Origin of the sequence: Virgibacillus sp. NKC19-3, from assembly GCF_019837165.1 — a bacterium.
GTDB classification, from domain to species: Bacteria; Bacillota; Bacilli; order Bacillales; family Amphibacillaceae; genus Virgibacillus_L; species Virgibacillus_L saliphilus.
This window is the reverse complement of sequence record NZ_JAGYHC010000001.1, coordinates 3,976,035-3,992,472: the sequence shown is the minus strand read 5'-3', so window position 1 is coordinate 3,992,472 and position 16,438 is coordinate 3,976,035. Positions and strand designations below refer to the sequence as shown.

General features: G+C 41.3%; 19 protein-coding genes. 8 read left to right on the top strand and 11 right to left on the bottom strand.

Annotated elements, in window-relative coordinates; all coding sequences use genetic code 11:
- Nucleotides 1–199: 199 nt before the first annotated feature.
- Nucleotides 200–580 carry a DoxX family protein gene (locus KFZ56_RS19085; RefSeq protein WP_222643802.1) on the bottom strand — a complete coding sequence of 127 codons (381 nt, stop codon included), beginning with the start codon at nt 578–580 and terminating at the stop codon, nt 200–202.
- Nucleotides 581–1,053: 473 nt separating this feature from the next.
- Here KFZ56_RS19085 and KFZ56_RS19080 point away from each other — a divergent pair, with 473 nt between their 5' ends.
- The 3 genes from KFZ56_RS19080 (at nt 1,054) to KFZ56_RS19070 (ending at nt 3,931) form a co-directional block, all read left to right on the top strand.
- The gene (locus KFZ56_RS19080) at nt 1,054–2,769 is read left to right on the top strand and encodes an ABC transporter ATP-binding protein (protein ID WP_222643801.1); all 1,716 of its coding nucleotides are present in this window, start codon (nt 1,054–1,056) and stop codon (nt 2,767–2,769) included.
- A gap of 128 nt (nt 2,770–2,897) precedes the next feature.
- Nucleotides 2,898–3,194: a 4a-hydroxytetrahydrobiopterin dehydratase gene (locus KFZ56_RS19075; protein WP_222643800.1), complete on the top strand. Its 297-nt coding sequence runs from the start codon at nt 2,898–2,900 to the stop codon at nt 3,192–3,194.
- Nucleotides 3,195–3,592: 398 nt separating this feature from the next.
- The gene (locus KFZ56_RS19070) at nt 3,593–3,931 is read left to right on the top strand and encodes a DUF3889 domain-containing protein (RefSeq protein ID WP_222643799.1); all 339 of its coding nucleotides are present in this window, start codon (nt 3,593–3,595) and stop codon (nt 3,929–3,931) included.
- 3 nt (nt 3,932–3,934) lie between these two features.
- On the opposite strand, the gene KFZ56_RS19065 is transcribed toward KFZ56_RS19070, so the two are convergent.
- Complete coding sequence (locus KFZ56_RS19065; RefSeq protein WP_222644063.1) at nt 3,935–4,504, bottom strand: histidine phosphatase family protein; 570 nt, start codon at nt 4,502–4,504, stop codon at nt 3,935–3,937.
- A gap of 566 nt (nt 4,505–5,070) precedes the next feature.
- Between KFZ56_RS19065 and KFZ56_RS19060 the strand changes: the two genes are divergently transcribed.
- On the top strand, nt 5,071–5,826 hold the full coding sequence (locus tag KFZ56_RS19060; RefSeq protein ID WP_222643798.1) for a tyrosine-protein phosphatase: 756 nt from the start codon (nt 5,071–5,073) through the stop codon (nt 5,824–5,826).
- Between the two features lie 19 nt (nt 5,827–5,845).
- On the opposite strand, the gene KFZ56_RS19055 is transcribed toward KFZ56_RS19060, so the two are convergent.
- The 3 genes from KFZ56_RS19055 to KFZ56_RS19045 all read right to left on the bottom strand — a co-directional run bounded on the left by KFZ56_RS19055 (nt 5,846) and on the right by KFZ56_RS19045 (nt 7,992).
- On the bottom strand, nt 5,846–6,292 hold the full coding sequence (locus KFZ56_RS19055) for an ATP-binding cassette domain-containing protein (protein ID WP_222643797.1): 447 nt from the start codon (nt 6,290–6,292) through the stop codon (nt 5,846–5,848).
- A 159-nt stretch (nt 6,293–6,451) separates the two neighbouring features.
- Entirely contained in the window at nt 6,452–7,318 is an 867-nt protein-coding gene (locus KFZ56_RS19050) for an SDR family oxidoreductase (protein ID WP_222643796.1), read from the bottom strand.
- A gap of 134 nt (nt 7,319–7,452) precedes the next feature.
- The gene (locus tag KFZ56_RS19045; protein WP_222643795.1) at nt 7,453–7,992 is read right to left on the bottom strand and encodes a GNAT family N-acetyltransferase; all 540 of its coding nucleotides are present in this window, start codon (nt 7,990–7,992) and stop codon (nt 7,453–7,455) included.
- Between the two features lie 212 nt (nt 7,993–8,204).
- Between KFZ56_RS19045 and KFZ56_RS19040 the strand changes: the two genes are divergently transcribed.
- Entirely contained in the window at nt 8,205–9,371 is a 1,167-nt protein-coding gene (locus KFZ56_RS19040) for a TraB/GumN family protein (protein WP_222643794.1), read from the top strand.
- A gap of 69 nt (nt 9,372–9,440) precedes the next feature.
- Here KFZ56_RS19040 and KFZ56_RS19035 read toward each other — a convergent pair whose 3' ends face one another.
- Nucleotides 9,441–9,800 carry a Lin0512 family protein gene (locus KFZ56_RS19035; protein ID WP_222643793.1) on the bottom strand — a complete coding sequence of 120 codons (360 nt, stop codon included), beginning with the start codon at nt 9,798–9,800 and terminating at the stop codon, nt 9,441–9,443.
- Between the two features lie 411 nt (nt 9,801–10,211).
- On the opposite strand from KFZ56_RS19035, the gene dacB reads away from it, so the two are divergent.
- Both dacB and KFZ56_RS19025 read left to right on the top strand, forming a co-directional pair.
- Nucleotides 10,212–11,735 (top strand): D-alanyl-D-alanine carboxypeptidase/D-alanyl-D-alanine endopeptidase, encoded by a 1,524-nt coding sequence (gene dacB / locus KFZ56_RS19030; protein WP_222643792.1) that lies wholly within the window; start codon nt 10,212–10,214, stop codon nt 11,733–11,735.
- 131 nt (nt 11,736–11,866) lie between these two features.
- Nucleotides 11,867–12,085 carry a hypothetical protein gene (locus KFZ56_RS19025; RefSeq protein ID WP_222643791.1) on the top strand — a complete coding sequence of 73 codons (219 nt, stop codon included), beginning with the start codon at nt 11,867–11,869 and terminating at the stop codon, nt 12,083–12,085.
- A 100-nt stretch (nt 12,086–12,185) separates the two neighbouring features.
- Here KFZ56_RS19025 and KFZ56_RS19020 read toward each other — a convergent pair whose 3' ends face one another.
- The 5 genes from KFZ56_RS19020 to KFZ56_RS19000 form a co-directional block, all read right to left on the bottom strand.
- Nucleotides 12,186–12,902: an SDR family oxidoreductase gene (locus tag KFZ56_RS19020; protein ID WP_222643789.1), complete on the bottom strand. Its 717-nt coding sequence runs from the start codon at nt 12,900–12,902 to the stop codon at nt 12,186–12,188.
- Nucleotides 12,903–12,984: 82 nt separating this feature from the next.
- Nucleotides 12,985–13,593 (bottom strand): NAD(P)H:quinone oxidoreductase, encoded by a 609-nt coding sequence (wrbA, locus tag KFZ56_RS19015; RefSeq protein WP_222643788.1) that lies wholly within the window; start codon nt 13,591–13,593, stop codon nt 12,985–12,987.
- A gap of 242 nt (nt 13,594–13,835) precedes the next feature.
- Nucleotides 13,836–14,255 carry an RrF2 family transcriptional regulator gene (locus KFZ56_RS19010; protein WP_222643785.1) on the bottom strand — a complete coding sequence of 140 codons (420 nt, stop codon included), beginning with the start codon at nt 14,253–14,255 and terminating at the stop codon, nt 13,836–13,838.
- 92 nt (nt 14,256–14,347) lie between these two features.
- On the bottom strand, nt 14,348–14,848 hold the full coding sequence (locus KFZ56_RS19005) for a DUF4188 domain-containing protein (protein ID WP_222643784.1): 501 nt from the start codon (nt 14,846–14,848) through the stop codon (nt 14,348–14,350).
- Nucleotides 14,849–14,850: 2 nt separating this feature from the next.
- Nucleotides 14,851–15,408 carry a PadR family transcriptional regulator gene (locus tag KFZ56_RS19000; RefSeq protein ID WP_222643783.1) on the bottom strand — a complete coding sequence of 186 codons (558 nt, stop codon included), beginning with the start codon at nt 15,406–15,408 and terminating at the stop codon, nt 14,851–14,853.
- 238 nt (nt 15,409–15,646) lie between these two features.
- On the opposite strand from KFZ56_RS19000, the gene KFZ56_RS18995 reads away from it, so the two are divergent.
- Nucleotides 15,647–16,402 (top strand): SDR family NAD(P)-dependent oxidoreductase, encoded by a 756-nt coding sequence (locus tag KFZ56_RS18995; RefSeq protein ID WP_309228332.1) that lies wholly within the window; start codon nt 15,647–15,649, stop codon nt 16,400–16,402.
- Nucleotides 16,403–16,438: the final 36 nt, after the last annotated feature.

The window sequence follows — 16,438 nt, the reverse complement described above, 5'->3', positions numbered from 1 at the left end:
CTGGACAAGCAGGGAATTTTATACACAGCCTGTGCACAAATATGTAGATAAAAAACTAGATATGGTATAGAACGTAAATTTCTATACAAAATAACCAAGAACATTTGTGCATATGTGTATAATTTTGTGGATAAGTGGGGTTTTACACAAGTTTCCCCACTTATCCACCCTATTATTAACAAGTACCTGTGTTTATGTTTTATGATACGGCTCTTCCACGAACATGTTGCAAAATGAGTATCAGGAGGATCAACATGACAATGTCGAGCCTGGCATCAAAGGCAAAGGATAAAAATCCATCTGTTTGCATAACTGGAATTTTTGTTAGAAAGAGCGCCGCGAGTATGATTAGAATGAGAGGAGCGACGGCGTATTTGACATACATCCTTCCAACAATAAGCATGCCGCACGTAATTTCGGTTATCGCTACAAGAAATAGAGTTGTTTCAGGAAAGGGAAGCCCAAGGCTGATAAACAGATTTTTTAAATCAGGGACAATTAATTTTAAAATACCGGATGTTATAAACACGTAACCGACTGCATAACAAATCCATCTGATTACATTCATATTCTTTTGCATGGGAGATCACCTCCAGATCGGCCTTTTGTTAAATGTATATGCGAGGAGAGAGACAACCTTGACAACCTTATAAAAAAATATCGCAATTTTGTTGCCAAACCTAGGTGTTCGACTTATAATTTTCTTTAGATGAAAAGAAAAGGGGATCTTCACCAAAATCTATGGTTGACGAAATAGATTTCATATTGACGTCGGCGGCCGCTGCGGAAAAACGCTGCGCTTTCCGTGGGCTTGAGCTCAGCCTCCTTTAAAGAAGACTTGCTGATTGGCAAGCCGTCAGGCGCAGACAGAAGCATAGTCGCACTTATGCCTGTGGTAGAAAAAAGAAATACACTTTTTTCTGTGGGGTCTTCACTCTGCGCTTTCCCACAGGAGTATCCGTGTTTTTCCTTCGCTACTGTTTGTGGTTATCATATTTTCTCATATATTTCAGCCATAGGTTTTGGTGTTGACCCAGAAAAGGAAGTGCACGCGTGATACGTCGTTTTTTCTCTTATTACAAGCCACACAAGCGTTTGTTTATGATAGATTTTACCGCTGCAGTTATTGTAGCGATTTTTGAGCTTGCATTCCCGGTTGCAGTGCAATGGTTTATTGATGAACTATTACCTGGGGAGAATTGGAATCTCATCGTGACGGTAAGTATTTTGCTGTTACTGGTCTATTTAATTAGTACTTTTCTGCAGTATATCGTGACCTATTTAGGCCATAAGCTTGGAATAAACATTGAAACAGATATGCGGCATGATCTGTTTCATCATGTGCAGCGCCAGTCGTTTCGTTTTTTTGATAATACGAAGACAGGACATATCATGAGTCGAATAACCAATGACTTATTTGATATTGGGGAGCTGGCACATCACGGACCGGAGGATTTTTTTATTGCTGCTATGACATTTATAGGTGCATTTATCATTATGTTCTTCATCAATCCGATACTGGCTTTGATTATTTTAATTGCCGTGCCGATTTTGATTTTCCTGATTGCATACAGTAACATTCAGATGAACAAAGCATGGGGCAAGATGTATGAGGATATTGCTGGGGTGAATGCACGTGTAGAAGATGCTGTAGCTGGCGTGCGTGTTGTTCAGTCTTTTACGAATGAAGAATTTGAAATGGAGCGTTTTACAAGGGATAACCGTAGTTTTCGAAAGGCTAAACTCGGTGCCTATAAAGTGATGGCATTCGTGAACTCCAACATATACATGCTCATGCGCTTGATCACATTACTCGTCTTGGTTATCGGCGCGTGGTTAGTCTTTAATGGCTCGCTTTCCTATGGGGAAATGGTTAGCTTTGTCTTATATGTAAACGTATTATTTAATCCTATTCAAAAAATCACAGCCCTACTGGAGTTGTATCCAAAAGGAATGGCCGGCTTTAAGCGTTTTGTTGATTTATTGGATTCGGAACCGGATATCAAAAATCACGAAAATGCAATTGAAGTTAGGAGTTTGCGAGGAGATATCGAATTTAGTGAAGTCACCTTTGCTTATGAAAGAACGCAGTCACCGGTACTAGATTCCCTCAGCTTTAACATCCATGCAGGTGAAACGATCGCGTTTGTCGGTCCATCCGGCGCAGGAAAAACGACGATATGCTCTCTAATTCCGCGGTTTTACGATGTCGATGGTGGTAGTATTACCATTGATGGCATGGATTTGCGTGATATGACGAAGGAGTCACTCCGCGCGCAAATTGGCGTTGTGCAGCAGGATGTGTTCCTTTTCACAGGCACGCTCCGTGACAATATTGCTTATGGGAAACTGGATGCGACAGATGAGGAAATTAAGCAGGCAGCGCGCCAAGCACATATGGAAGAGTTCATTGCCGAATTACCTGCCGGCTACGGGACGCAAGTGGGAGAGCGTGGTTTGAAACTCTCAGGCGGCCAGAAACAAAGGATTGCCATTGCACGCATGTTCTTGAAGAATCCGCCAATCCTGATTCTGGATGAGGCAACATCTGCTCTCGACACAGAAACAGAAACCATTATTCAAAAGGCTCTGAATGAACTTGCTAAAGATCGGACAACACTTGTCATTGCACACCGTCTTGCAACGATTAAAAATGCAGATCGTATTATGGTTGTGACCAAGGACGGCATTGAAGAAGAAGGAAGTCATGAGGAACTGCTGGCGCGTGACGGGATATTTGCGCATTTGCACCGAGTGCAGATGCGGTAATGAAGGGTATCCTTTTTTGTCTTATACACAGGTTATCCGCAAAAATATGTGGATAACCTGTGTATAAGTTTGGCATTTATCGTTTTTATCTACTATTTGTTAAACTGGTGATTAAAGGAGTGGATGCAATGGAGCGCTTAAGTGAAGAACAAATCGTAAAGGAATTGAAAAATCTCCCGAACTGGAAACGACTTGATGAAAAGTGGATCGAATGCAGGTATCGATTTAAAAATTATCTAGCTGGCGTGGGCTTCGTAGATCAAGTTGCCGCATATGCAGAAAGCAAGCATCATCACCCATTCATTTCTATCGACTATAAAGTAGTAACGTTGAAAATCTCATCATGGCAGGCCAAAGGGTTAACAGACCTGGACATGGAAATGGCTAACCATTTTGATGAATTGTATGAGCAGGCTGAGAAATAATTGACGTATCGGATTCAAATTTTGTCGATATTTCCCGGGAAATGTTGAGGCTGGGACAAAACAAAAGTGTTTAATAAAAAAGACGAACATTATCAAACTTAGCGTAGGAAATATGCGGAGACTCCAGCGGGAGGAAAGGCATAGGTGAGACACCGTAGTGCGATAGCAATCTTTTTTGCGAGGAGTGCTGCCCCTCGAAGCCACTTGCAACACGACGAGCACAAGGGGGCTCACCAGCCGCCCTAAGGTGCGCGAAGTATATTTCCGAAGCGATGTCTGTTCGGAATTTATTTGTTAAAAACACTTTTGTCCCAGCCTCTTTGTATGGAATATGTAAATAATACTTATACTTTTTCTAGAAATATCACATAATAAAACATATAAAGGAGTTGACCAAGTTGAGAAAATTATTCTTAGCTCTTAGTATTACGTTATTACTTACGTCCCTTTCTGTAGCACCACTATATACTCCAAATACCGCAAGCGCTCAAGATGAAAATCCTCCATATGCCAAATGGAGCCGACTTGCAATGGAAGAAACCAAATCGGAATACCCAGATGCTGACATCATTGATTATTTGCACGTAGGCAGCCACACGAGTGAAGATGAAACGACGCAAAAATTTAAGTTATGGCTGAAAGAAGAGACAAAGGAATATGGTGTTTTAATTGATATAACATTTCATAATGAAACGGAAGAAGTTATCCAAATCTCTTTTGAAGAAACAGCAGAATAATTTTTACGTCAAATGATCCACCAGATTATAATTTTTCACATTCCATTGATTCTCCTGATAATGAATGTTACTGATACAGGCATTTAATAATTTCGTGGTATCAGCACCGATTTTCCCATTTGATACGATCGTAAGAATAAGGTTAATCACTGCCCCGTGAGCGACAAGCAGGACGCTTTGGTCGGGGTAGTTTTTCGTGATGGTATCTATTCCTGCCATGACTCTCTGTGTGAATGCATCCATTGTTTCCCGGTTCGGAAAGTTTTTGTCCGGATATGCTGTCAACCTTTCTTTCATCGTCATTCCTTCTGCATCCCCAAAGGCCCTTTCTTTAAAGTTTCCCATCTCCACAAACGGGAGATCTAACTTATTGTTTATGATTTCTGCTGTACGTTTTGCCCGTTTTAGCGGACTTGTGATAAGTACATCATAATCCGCAGGACGCAAAGAAGCAGCACATTCCTCGGCTTGACGAACCCCTGTATTATTCAATGGAATATCCGTTTCCCCTTGCAGCCTTCCTGCAGCGTTCCAATCTGTTTCGCCGTGTCTGATTAAGCATATTGCTGTGATAGTGATTACCTCCCGCACATATTTTTTGTTAATTGATTTCATCATACCATAAATAGTTTTTGTTATATAAAATTTTTATAGGACAAAAGGAACTAACAATATGTATATGTACATTAATGAAACCATCGAGCTCGTCAATTTTCTTGGACCACGTATTGTTTGCTTCTGTTGCATAATCTTTATTTGTCATAAGTGGTGAGATTTCTTCATTGAAACGCCCAAGACCCCTTTCTTTAATATCGATAATTTCAAATTTTGCACTCCTCTCTTTTTTATATGTAAGGGTTTTCGTCCATTCCGCAACTTGTAAATTACTCGTGCATCACGTGTGCTGCCTGTAATGATACCAATTTTAGTTATTCTTTGTCCCTCCGTATAATTATAGTGAATGATTCAAGTCATAAGTTTGTAGGAACTTGATCACTAAAGTTATAATAAATCTAACATATGTTTTTGAGAAGAAGGCACTTTAAATAAACATAGTTACTTTTATGAACCCCTTTAGAATAAGAGGCCCCATAGTACTAAGCGTTGGTGTTTGTATAATAACGATTTGAGGTGGAGAGATGGAAACATTAGTCAACTTTAGAGACCTTGGCGGAATTGCTACGAAAGATGGGAAAAAGATAAAAAGGAATAAATTATTACGTGCCGGACAGCTGGTCAATCTGAGTGATGCTGACAAGAAGGAACTCGTTCAAGATCACGATCTCAAATTAATCATTGATTTTCGAGAGCAATCCGAAATCGATAAGGAACCAGACGATGAAATAGAGGGTGTGGAATACATTCCTATTGATGTCTTAAAAAGTGGAAGAACGAATTCCATAGGCAAGGATAACTTTTCGAAAGTCGGCTCTATTGAACAGGGCGATCGTTGGATGATTTCCGTTTATGAGCAGCTAGTACTTGATCCGATTGCCCAGGAAGGCTATCGGCTTTTCCTGCATAAAGTCATGGAGCAGGAAGAAGGATCCGTATTATTTCATTGTTTTGCGGGGAAGGATCGTACGGGAATAGCGGCGGCCCTCTTATTAACAATTCTAAATGTGGATCGACCGGTGATTATGGACGACTATCTTCAAACGAATACATCTCGTCAAGAAGCGAATAAACATATTTTACAAGATCTCCAAAAATATAATCTAAATAGCGAAAGTACGAAAGCAATCAAAAAAGTGCTTGGCGTTGATCAGGCTTATTTACAACAAGCGTTTGATGCCATCGAGAAGGAATACAATGGTATGGATCATTATCTAGTTAATATATTACAATTTGGTCTTTCGAAACAAGAAAGGGTTAGGAAAATGATGCTTGAATAAGAAAAAACGAATGCAGGCCCTAATACAGGAAATGGGAAAGAAGCTTGTGAATACCCTGAACCTTTCCTATTATTATGGGGACAAGGGACCTGTCCCCATATCCCGCGTTTTTCAAACCGGTTAACGTAATGAGCTTTTCCATTGATAAAGGAGAAGGATAATAACTTCGGAAAAGTGCAATGATTTCATGAACTTTTAGCCTATCAATAATGCTTACTTCCTGCAGCATGGCTCCGATTCTTTCACGGACCTTCTTTTCCTTTGGATTTTTATGAAATAGGTGAACCTTCCCTTCTGTCGGCTCCATTAATCCAAACAATATAGAAATAGTAGTTGTCTTTCCAGCACCATTCGGACCCAAAATAGCCACAGTTTGCCCGCTTTTAATAGCGAATGAAACATTGTTTACCGCGGTTGTTTTCCCGAATTTCTTGGTTACATGTTGCATTTGGACAACATCAGACACTTGAACGCGCCTCCCTGCTCCGTCATCTGCCATATTTTATAGACAGTTTATAATATTCTATCATATTTAAAGGCATTCTACATTAGAAATATGAAAAATCGAAAGGATAACATTAAAAAAGCAGAATCGATAGGGTTCTCGACGCTGCATTATTATTTATTAAGATGAAGTCCATGACCCACCATTAATATGAATGGCTTGACCGGTCATGTAAGATGAATCATCAGAAGCAAGCATAACATAAGCCCATGCATGTTCGGACGGCTGTCCCGGACGTCCCATTAGAGCGTCTTGTCCAAAACTTTCAACGCCATTTTCATCAAAGGAAGACGGAATTAGTGGTGTCCACACCGGGCCGGGGGCGACTGTATTGGCGCGAATCCCTTTACTAGCAAGACTTTGCGCAATACTGCGTGTGAATGAAGTGATTGCCCCTTTGGTTGCGGAATAATCCATAAAGATGGGGTTCCCCCGATACGCATTAATCGAGGAAGTGCTAATAATCGAATCGCCAGCCTGCATGTGTCTCACAGCAGCTTTGGTTAAATAGAATTGAGAAAAGAAATTCGTTCGGAAAACCTCCTCAAATTGCTCAGATGATATCTCAAGCACATCATCACGAACGTATTGAATTGCCGCATTGTTGACAAGAATATTAATACTGCCAAATGCATTCACTGTTTTTTCTACTAAGTCCTGGCAATGGGATTCTTCTTTAATATCACCTGGGAGCAGGAGGCATTTAGCTCCTTCAGTCTCTACCAGCTGTTTCGTTTCTTCGGCATCTTCATGCTCATCTAAATACGAAATGGCGACATTGGCTCCTTCTTTGGCATACAGAATGGCGACAGCACGACCGATCCCGCTGTCGCCTCCGGTGATAAGTGCTGACTTCCCACGTAACTTACCTGTTCCTATATATGTCGTAGGCTGATGAGGCCTTGGTTGCATTTTTGATTCGATACCAGGTTGCTTATCTTGATGTTGGCGGGGTGTACTCCCCGTTTGCATATTCTTTGGATCCATATGGCGATACCTCCTATATTGATATGTTCTTATCTTATTCTTCCACTTTCAAAAAGCGTGCAAACATATCTAAATATAGTATTCCATAGAATCAATTACGCATTCTGATGTCGTAAATTTTTATCAATCCCAACCTATTCCCACTCATGGGCAAGCATCCCGTATACAACATGATCCACGTAATGATCATACAACCATTCTGCCTGACGGATCTGCCCTTCTTGCACAAAACCAAGTCGCTCGGGAATTGCTCTGCTTTTCTTATTTTCATAAGCGGCACGGATGGTCACTTTATTTAGCCGCAGTTCATGGAAAGCATAAGACGTCAGGGCGTGGCAGACGCGGCTCATGATCCCTTTTCCCTGGAAACCTTCCGCGAGCCAATAACCGATGTATCCTATCTTATTTGGCCAATCAAAACTGTTAAAGCCAGCAGCACCGACGAGTTCGCCCTGATAAAATATACCAGCTGTGCATCCTTTTTTTGTTCTATACGTTTGTAATGTATGTTCAATGAAAGCGCGGGAATCATCCACCGTTTTAGTAGCATCCACCCAGGAAAGCCATTCGCGTAAATAATCTCTTGAATTATCGGTTAGTCGAAATAGCTCCTTTGCATCTTCTATACTTAACATTCTCAAGTAAAGTTCCTCATCAATTTCAATCACACTCATGAAGGCGCCCCACCTTTCAGCTAATATGTATGCTAATCATATCACAAAAAAGGCTCAAAATAATAATATTCTAAAATCACCCCAGCGTTATTCTATTTGACAAATATCGACAAAATACGGGTGGGGCTACTGAAATTGTTCTATGGAGTGACAGGCGTCAGTCGTATGGTATAATGGATAAAAATAATTCTTATTTGTTAGGAAGGTACGGCATGAGTCAAGAAAATGTTACTCGATTACATATGAATGGTAAGGAATTAATACTTATTGGGACGGCGCATGTTTCCAAAACCAGTGCGGAGCAGGTGAAGGAAGTTATTGAAGCTGAAAATCCGGATTCTGTTTGTATTGAACTCGATCAGGGCCGATATAATTCCATTGTGGAAGGAAACAAATGGAAGGATATGGATATCTTTAAGGTGATTCGGGAAAAGAAGGCTACATTACTGCTCATGAACCTTGCTATATCGTCCTTTCAAAATCGTATGGCAAAGCAATTTGGCATTAATCCCGGTCAGGAAATGATTCAAGGGATCGAATCAGCGAAAGAAACAGACGCAGAATTAGTCCTGGCTGATAGAAACATTCAAACCACTTTTTCCCGGGTGTGGCGCAATATTGGGCTAAAGGGAAAGGCGTTGCTGCTTATGCAAGTCGTCGGTGGTATTTTTAGTAAAGAGTCGATTTCCGAAGCGGACCTGGAGCAAATGAAGTCAGAAGATACGCTTAATGCGATGCTTCATGAATTCACGGAAAGTTTTCCAAGACTAAAAAAACCACTTATCGATGAGCGGGATCAATTTTTATCCCAAAAAATCAAAGAAGCACCGGGCAATAAGGTTGTAGCTATTCTTGGAGCTGCGCACGTACCTGGCATTAAACAGGAGATTCATAACGATCATGATTTAAAGCGTTTATCTCACGTTCCACCAAAATCAAATGCACCCAAAATCATTGCCTGGTCTATTCCAATTATCATTCTGGCAATTATCGCATATACATTTTATGCGAATCCAACTGCGGGTATCCAGCAGTCCCTTAGCTGGGTGATCTGGAATGGATCGTTTTCAGCAATTGGAGCGATAGCTGCATTAGGACATCCGCTCACCATTCTTACAGCGTTTGTCGTCGCACCGATCACTTCTTTAAATCCACTCATTGCAGCCGGGTGGTTTGCTGGACTCATGCAGGCCTATATCAAACGGCCGAATGTCCGGGACTTTGAAAACCTGACGGAGGATGTCTTTAGTGTGAAGGGTTTTTGGAACAATAAGGTAACTCGGATTTTACTAGTCGTCCTTTTAGCAAATATCGGAAGTTCACTGGGAACATTCATTGGCGGCGCCGATGTGATTCGCTTATTTTTCGAGAACTTATAGAAAAATGAATGCACACTGAATGGAAGGAATATAATAAATGAAGCCTCTCTACATTAGAGGCTTCATTTTTTAATAGCCAACTTCAACAGCCGCATTGACGATATACATCAAATCATTTTCATCATCTTTATCTTCTAAAATAATTCCGCTCGATGTTGCCATTCCACCTTCTGTTAGTTCAACATCAACCGTACCATAGGGAATGGCTTCTTTTATTTTTGCCGTATCCAGCTTTTCGCGATCGAGTGGAAGTGCCAGTTTGACAATTACTTTCATATTCTCGAGTTTTTGCTCGGGAAGGAATTTCTCAATACCAGGCATGGAGTTATACCAAATGGCATTCTCTACCGCCCGGGTAGCTGCTTTTGTAATATTTTGCCCATGCACGTCAATGCCTGAACCAGTTTGCACAAATAAAACCTGATCCATCTGTAACACTCCTTTGGTAAATTTATAGTTGTCAGCAATGATCTACATAAATATGCATACCCTCAAATGGCATGGGTGAAACACATCGGGACTTTATACACAAGTAAAAGTATTTCTGGAATTGATATTATTTAAACTAGCTCCGGAAATATGCTTCGCTTTCCGTGGGTGGCTGGTGAGCCTCCTCGTGTTACGCACTTCGGAGTCTCTAGGCCTGTCCACCCACAGGAATCTACGTATATTTCCTCCGCTAAACGATGTATCATACGTCTACAGCGTTGTTCATCTTACTTTTGTCCAAGGCTCCTAAATATCAGGGAGTCCTGTATTAGTACAGGGTTATTAGACAAAGATGGAAAATAGAGCAGTTTCTATTAGAAGTATTCAAATGAAGAAGGATGTGACACGTGTATGTTATCGAAAAATCCTATAAAAAAGTTGCTATTCTGTTTCCTGATTGCAATACTAGCAGTGATTCCATTCATGAAGCAGGAAGAAGGCCTATTTGTCACGGCATCCGAAGAATCGATAGAAGAAATAAAAGAAATGGGCGCATTGGAAGAAAAAATGGATGCCATCCTGGATGATGAGCGTCTGGATGGAGCGGTGGGCGGGGTGAGTGTTCGGCAAGCAGATACTGGTGACATGCTTTATTCCCGCGATGGTGATACACGACTGCATCCAGCCTCCAATATGAAGTTACTGACAGGCGCAGCAGCGATGGAGACGCTCGGAAAAGAGTATCAATTTTCAACGGAAGTATGGACCGACGGACAACTTAGAGGAGACGTCCTACAAGGGAACGTTTATCTGAAAGGAAAGGGCGACCCCACGCTATTGAAAGAAGACTTGGATCAATTTGCAAAAGATTTGAAGGATCAAGGCATTCATAAAATACAAGGAAATGTGATTGCGGATGATAGCTGGTACGACGATGTTCGTCTTTCCGAGGATCTGAATTGGTCAGATGAACCTTTTCACACAGGTGCTCAAGTGTCTGCTTTGACCCTTTCGCCGGATAAAGATTATGATGCAGGAACGGTTATTGTGGAGGTGAGTGCTGATGCTGACGCTGAGCAGGCTGAGATACAGATTACGCCAGAAACCGATTATGTCACGGTCGTAAATAACACGGAGATGGTTGCAGACACAGAAGATAAAGACATTTCCATCGAACGGGAGCATGGTTCCAATACCATCATTGTGGAAGGAGAAATGCCAGCAAGTGGTTCGGACTACAGGTCTTGGGCTTCCGTTTGGGAACCTACCGGATATGCGCTGAATGTTTTCAAACAATCCTTAGAAGAGAATGGCGTTACATTTGCAGGAAATTCGAAGCTTGGGACGGGTGTTACACCTGAAGATGTCTCTCTTGTTACATCAAAAAAATCTATGCCAATCGAGGAACTTTTCATTCCGTTTATGAAATTAAGCAACAATGGCCACGGGGAAATACTGACCAAAGAAATGGGTAAAGTCGCCCGTGATGAGGGGTCCTGGGATAAAGGACTTGAAGTCATAGAAGATACGCTGGTGGAGTTCGGTATGGATGGCGATACCATTATGCTTCGTGATGGATCCGGGATGTCACATAAGAACATGATCCCTGCGAATGATCTAACGCAAATGCTATATGCGATTCAGGATAAAGATTGGTTCCCAGCATTCGAATATTCTTTGCCGGTAGCGGGAGATCCGGAACGCCTCGTCGGAGGAACATTAAGAGACCGGATGACAGAAGGACCTGCTCGGGGTAACGTGGTGGCCAAGACTGGTTCATTAACTGGTGTATCAACACTATCTGGCTATGTTACAGCTGCAGACGGGGAAAGGTTGATATTCGCTGTGATGATCAATAATCATTTGGATGATTCGGTAACGGCAATAGAGGATGCGATTGGACATGCGCTGGCTGGGCATGAATTTGATGAGTAATGGGACATGGGGACAGGTCCATTGTCCCTGTCCTTGCCTCTCGTGTATATCTTATCATTAGAATTTTGATAATCATTCGTGTTAGTATAAAGGCATAAACTGGGTTTATGAGTGAGTTGGAGGTGTATATCATGTTGCTTAACATATCTCTAATGATAGTCATCGTAGCAGGATTATTCTTGTCTATTTATGGGTTGCAGAAAAAGTCCCAATTACCGATTCTTTCAGGCGGGATTGCTTTCTTGGCTCCAATCATGTACTTCATGGGTTGGATGCTTATATTACCTCTTGTTCCTCCAATCGCATTGGTTCTTTCAATTATTGGAATAAGAAAAGTGAATCCTGCTTAGACATGGGGTCACAAATGGGACAATGAACCTGTCCCCATGTCCCTGTGTCCCTGTTATAATAAACGGAAGAATATCCCTGCACTGTTTATTATTTCGTTCATTATATTAATCGGTGTCCACCTTCGACATGAAGAACCTCTCCGGTGGAAAAGCCGTTGCGCAGTAAATAAATGACACTTTCTGCCACATCTTCCGGTTGCCCGACACGCTTCATTGGTAATTGTCCTCCAACTGCATCATAGAACGCTTTGCGCTCATCTTCAGGCATACCATAGCGTGATGGCGTGTCGATAACTCCAGGGGAAACGACATTAACGCGAACTGGCGCGAGTTCCAGTGCTAATGTTTGGCCAAGCCCGGATACCGCAGCATTAACCGCGCTTAAGGCAGATGCCCCTTCCATTGCCTTATAAGCAACTACGCCGGAGAAGAGGGTAATAGATCCATCTTCAGCGAGATTCGGAGCAGCATATTTTGCCACGTGGTACTGTCCCCAGAATTTACCTTCAAACAAATCACGATCCTGAGAAGTATCGACTTCAAGGAAATTGCCATATGTAGCAATTCCTGCAGTCACTACGAGTGAATCCAGTTTTCCGATCTTATCAAAAAATGCCTGAACTTCTTTTTCCTTTGTAAAATCAAGGGTATGGGTTGTGACATTGGAGCCAATTTCTGATTTCGCCTGTTGTAGTTTATCTTCAGAGCGGCCGGCGATAATGACTTCCGCGTTTTGTTCAACGGCTAGTTTTGCCGTTTCCAGGCCAATCCCGGAAGAACCACCGATGATGACAACTTTTTTATTTGCTAATTTCATCTTCATCCCCCACCTTTGTTATTTTATTTTTTCCATTTGTATCCATTATGCAGGAAAAGGACATTCAAATGCTAACTTTTACTTATTGTTTGCCTTTTTTAATCCAGTCAGCAACTTCGGCTGTTCTTCTTGCCTGATCTTTAACGATTTGTTCAACGTCTTCGATCATCTTATCCTCGTTGTCGATGGTAACGGAGCTTCCATAAGGGTTACCACCGGAAGTTTCTGCAGCTTCGCTGGTGTACCCAGGTGGGACGATAATCGCTCCCCAGTGAGCCATCGTTGTATAGAGTGCTTTGATGGTGGCTTCCTGGCCACCATGTGGATTGTGGGCAGAAGACATGCCGCTGACCACTTTATTCACAAGTTTCCCTGTAAACCAAAGGCCACCTGTTGTATCAAGAAATTGTTTGATTTGACCGGGAACGTTTCCGAAGCGTGACGGCGTACTGAAAATAAGGGCATCTGCCCAATCAAGATCATCCGGCGACGCTACTGGAACATCTTTCGTTTCTTCCAGATGCTGCTCCCATGCGGGATTTTTTGCAATGGCTGCTGCTGGTGCCAGCTCTTGTGCTCGAACGACTCTCACTTCATGCCCCTCTGCTTGTAAGGCTTCTTCTGCCCAGCGTGACAATTGATAATTGGTACCTGTTGAACTGTAATAAATAATAGCGACTTTAACACTCATGTATAGTTCCTCCTTGTGTTGTTAATAATTAATTTAGTCTCTCTGACAAGAGACAACCCTATGTTTGCGTGTTACTCAATTCATCAAACTGTATTAATTTAAATTACAGTTTGTGTACAAAAAAAGATTTGTAAACAACAACTCCTTAAATTTTTTCTCGAGGTTAACTTGTAAAATGAAAATAATGAAATAGACATTGAACTGTACTATAAAACATTACAGTTATTTTAAAAAAAAAAGAACTATAAAACGTGCTCTTTTTTTATTAAATCTAATACGTCACTGATGGAGTAGTTTCGTAAATAAGCGATAACTTGTTCTTCAGTGTCAGCTAAAATTTTATCTAGTACTGTCTCAATATTAGAACCGATGTAACAGTGGTCTCCACCTTCCGGGCACTTCGGTTTCAATGTGTCCATTGCTGTTAATCGATATATATCATCCAGTGTAATTTGATCAGGGCATTTCTTCGGTATGAAGCCACCGCCTGATCCCTCTTTGGATTCTATATAGCCGTGTTTTTTCAACTCTGCCAATACTTTTCTAATTCTTACTGGATGTACAAGTGCACTATCTGCAATGACATCACTAGTCGTCATTTGATCAGGTGAATCCGCGAGCATTGCCAAACTTAGTACCGTCAATGAGAATTCACTTTTCATTTACTTTTCCCCCTCGACTAACTGTAATTATATTAGTTACACTTTAAGCTGTCAAGGTTAAAAGTATATTTTTGACTGTAGTTTAATGGGGTCTAATTCTCCGATAATTTTGGCATTGCATTAGACGCCAATCTTTTCTTAGCAGAAATGGTTTCCCCTGTAACGGGCATATGCTTTGCAGCTTTGCCTATCCCGTGAAGCGGCATATTTCCATAGATGGATTCATAATTGCCCTGAGGCACGATGTAGGTTTCATGGTAGATACCAACCGCATCTGTGTCTCCCACTTTTTGATTAAAATTTTTCCAAGCCGTTAAATGTTTTTGTCCTCTCGCGTAAGCCAGCAGATCCGCATTTGATCGCCAGTATTGGATCATGACCGTCGTTCGGAGTCCGAAAAAGTTCTCCATGGATAGAAAACCAAGTTCCTCCTTATTTTCATAAAGTTCTCTGATCATTCCTGGCATCGCAGTGAAAACAGGAAGCCATTTGCCTATGGCACGTCGTTTGTTCACTCGCATCCCGATGAGAAATACAACAATGCTCTGATCATTTTCCGTCGTGTAACGGCCTTCATATACGGTTTTACCCATCTTTATTCCTCCTGCCAACTTTGTATTTGTTGAATCGTATCCGTGCACCACTCTATAGCGGCTGTCGTTGTCCGTTTTCCGTAATCCAGGGTGAAAAGCCAGAAAGCTGCATCCGCTTTATTATACAAATCAGAGGTTATCATTTTCTCGAGAGCATCATACGTATACATGCGATCATGCAGTTTTTCTTTGTATTGTTCGAGTTGGGATATGGTTGCTTCATTACTTTGATGACGGCTGAAAAATAGTTTTAAGAGCATTTCATTTTTTTCCGTAGCTATTGCATTTATTGGAGCCTGAAGCCATGCCCGCAGCTTCGCCTCTCCTTTTTCAGTAAGAAAGTATTCCTTTTTGTCCGGCTTTCCTTCTTGCGATGCACCTTGGACAGTAGCAAGGCCATCTGCAACAAGCTGTTTTAACGTGGGATAAATTTGACCATAGCTGATTTTCCAAAAATGATTTAGGCTTTGGTCCATCAGTTGTTTTATCGCATATCCTGTGTGACAACCTGTAGTGAGTAATCCTAATATGGCGTATTTTGTGTTGTTGGTTTGTTTCAATGACATTCACCTATCTTTATGATATGTATCATTATGATATATGATACAGGAAAAATTGAATTTGTAAAGGGTTGGATGAGAAAGATGTAAAGAACTTGTGGGACACAGGGACAGGTTTACTGTCCCAATTAGTGGGGCTTTTGTTTTGTATTGTTTCATCTAAAATAAATAGGGGAAAATACCTATATATCATAAAATATACAAGGAGAGATACCCATGGGAAAACTGGAAGGAAAAGTTGCTATATACTGGCGGTGCTGGAAACTTAGGCAAAAAAACAGCAGAAACCTTTCTTCGTGAAGGAGCGAAATTAGCCTTAGTTGATATGGATAAGTCTAAGTTGGAAGAAGCACAGAAGGAATTATCGAATGATAATGTTATGATTGTCGGAGCAAATGTTACCAAAGAAGAAGATGTGAAAAATTATGTTGAACAGACCGTAAATACGCTTGGCTCCGTCGATATTTTCTTTAACAATGCAGGAATCATCGGAGGAGTGGCTTCCATTGAAGATCAGTCATTAGATAACTTTAATAAGGTCTTATCTATTAATGCTACGGGGATTTTCCTAGGCATGAAATATGTTATTCCAGTGATGAAAAAACAACAACATGGAAGTATTATTAACACCTCATCTGTAGATGGATTAAGAGGAAGTCCCAATATGGTACCATATGCAACCTCTAAGCATGCAGTAGTCGGTTTAACGAAAACAGCTTCTTTAGAAGTAGCAGGAAATAATATTCGCGTGAATTCGATACATCCAGCACCTGTGACCGGAGATATGATGAAAACCGTACATCAAGGCCAAAGTGCAAGCCAAGGGAGTGGAGATGAACAGGTACAAGAGGAAATTACAGAAAGCATTCCTTTAGGACACTATGCAGACTCGAGGAATATCGCAAACCTAGTATTATTTTTAGCTTCAGACGAAAGTGACTTTATTACTGGATCGCAATATCGTGTTGATGGCGGAATGGGCGCTACAAGTTAGGGACAGAGGGGCAGATGGCTCTATGGGGACAGGTTT

Coding starts and splice junctions, on each gene's coding strand:
- KFZ56_RS19040 (WP_222643794.1), top strand. CDS start 8,205: ATGAGTCAAGAAAATGTTACTCGATTACATATGAATGGTAAGGAATTA.
- KFZ56_RS19060 (WP_222643798.1), top strand. CDS start 5,071: ATGGAAACATTAGTCAACTTTAGAGACCTTGGCGGAATTGCTACGAAA.
- dacB (WP_222643792.1), top strand. CDS start 10,212: ATGTTATCGAAAAATCCTATAAAAAAGTTGCTATTCTGTTTCCTGATT.
- KFZ56_RS19010 (WP_222643785.1), bottom strand. CDS start 14,255: ATGAAAAGTGAATTCTCATTGACGGTACTAAGTTTGGCAATGCTCGCG.
- KFZ56_RS19020 (WP_222643789.1), bottom strand. CDS start 12,902: ATGAAATTAGCAAATAAAAAAGTTGTCATCATCGGTGGTTCTTCCGGG.
- KFZ56_RS19085 (WP_222643802.1), bottom strand. CDS start 580: ATGCAAAAGAATATGAATGTAATCAGATGGATTTGTTATGCAGTCGGT.
- wrbA (WP_222643788.1), bottom strand. CDS start 13,593: ATGAGTGTTAAAGTCGCTATTATTTATTACAGTTCAACAGGTACCAAT.
- KFZ56_RS19025 (WP_222643791.1), top strand. CDS start 11,867: ATGTTGCTTAACATATCTCTAATGATAGTCATCGTAGCAGGATTATTC.
- KFZ56_RS19005 (WP_222643784.1), bottom strand. CDS start 14,848: ATGGGTAAAACCGTATATGAAGGCCGTTACACGACGGAAAATGATCAG.
- KFZ56_RS19035 (WP_222643793.1), bottom strand. CDS start 9,800: ATGGATCAGGTTTTATTTGTGCAAACTGGTTCAGGCATTGACGTGCAT.
- KFZ56_RS19045 (WP_222643795.1), bottom strand. CDS start 7,992: ATGAGTGTGATTGAAATTGATGAGGAACTTTACTTGAGAATGTTAAGT.
- KFZ56_RS19075 (WP_222643800.1), top strand. CDS start 2,898: ATGGAGCGCTTAAGTGAAGAACAAATCGTAAAGGAATTGAAAAATCTC.
- KFZ56_RS19050 (WP_222643796.1), bottom strand. CDS start 7,318: ATGGATCCAAAGAATATGCAAACGGGGAGTACACCCCGCCAACATCAA.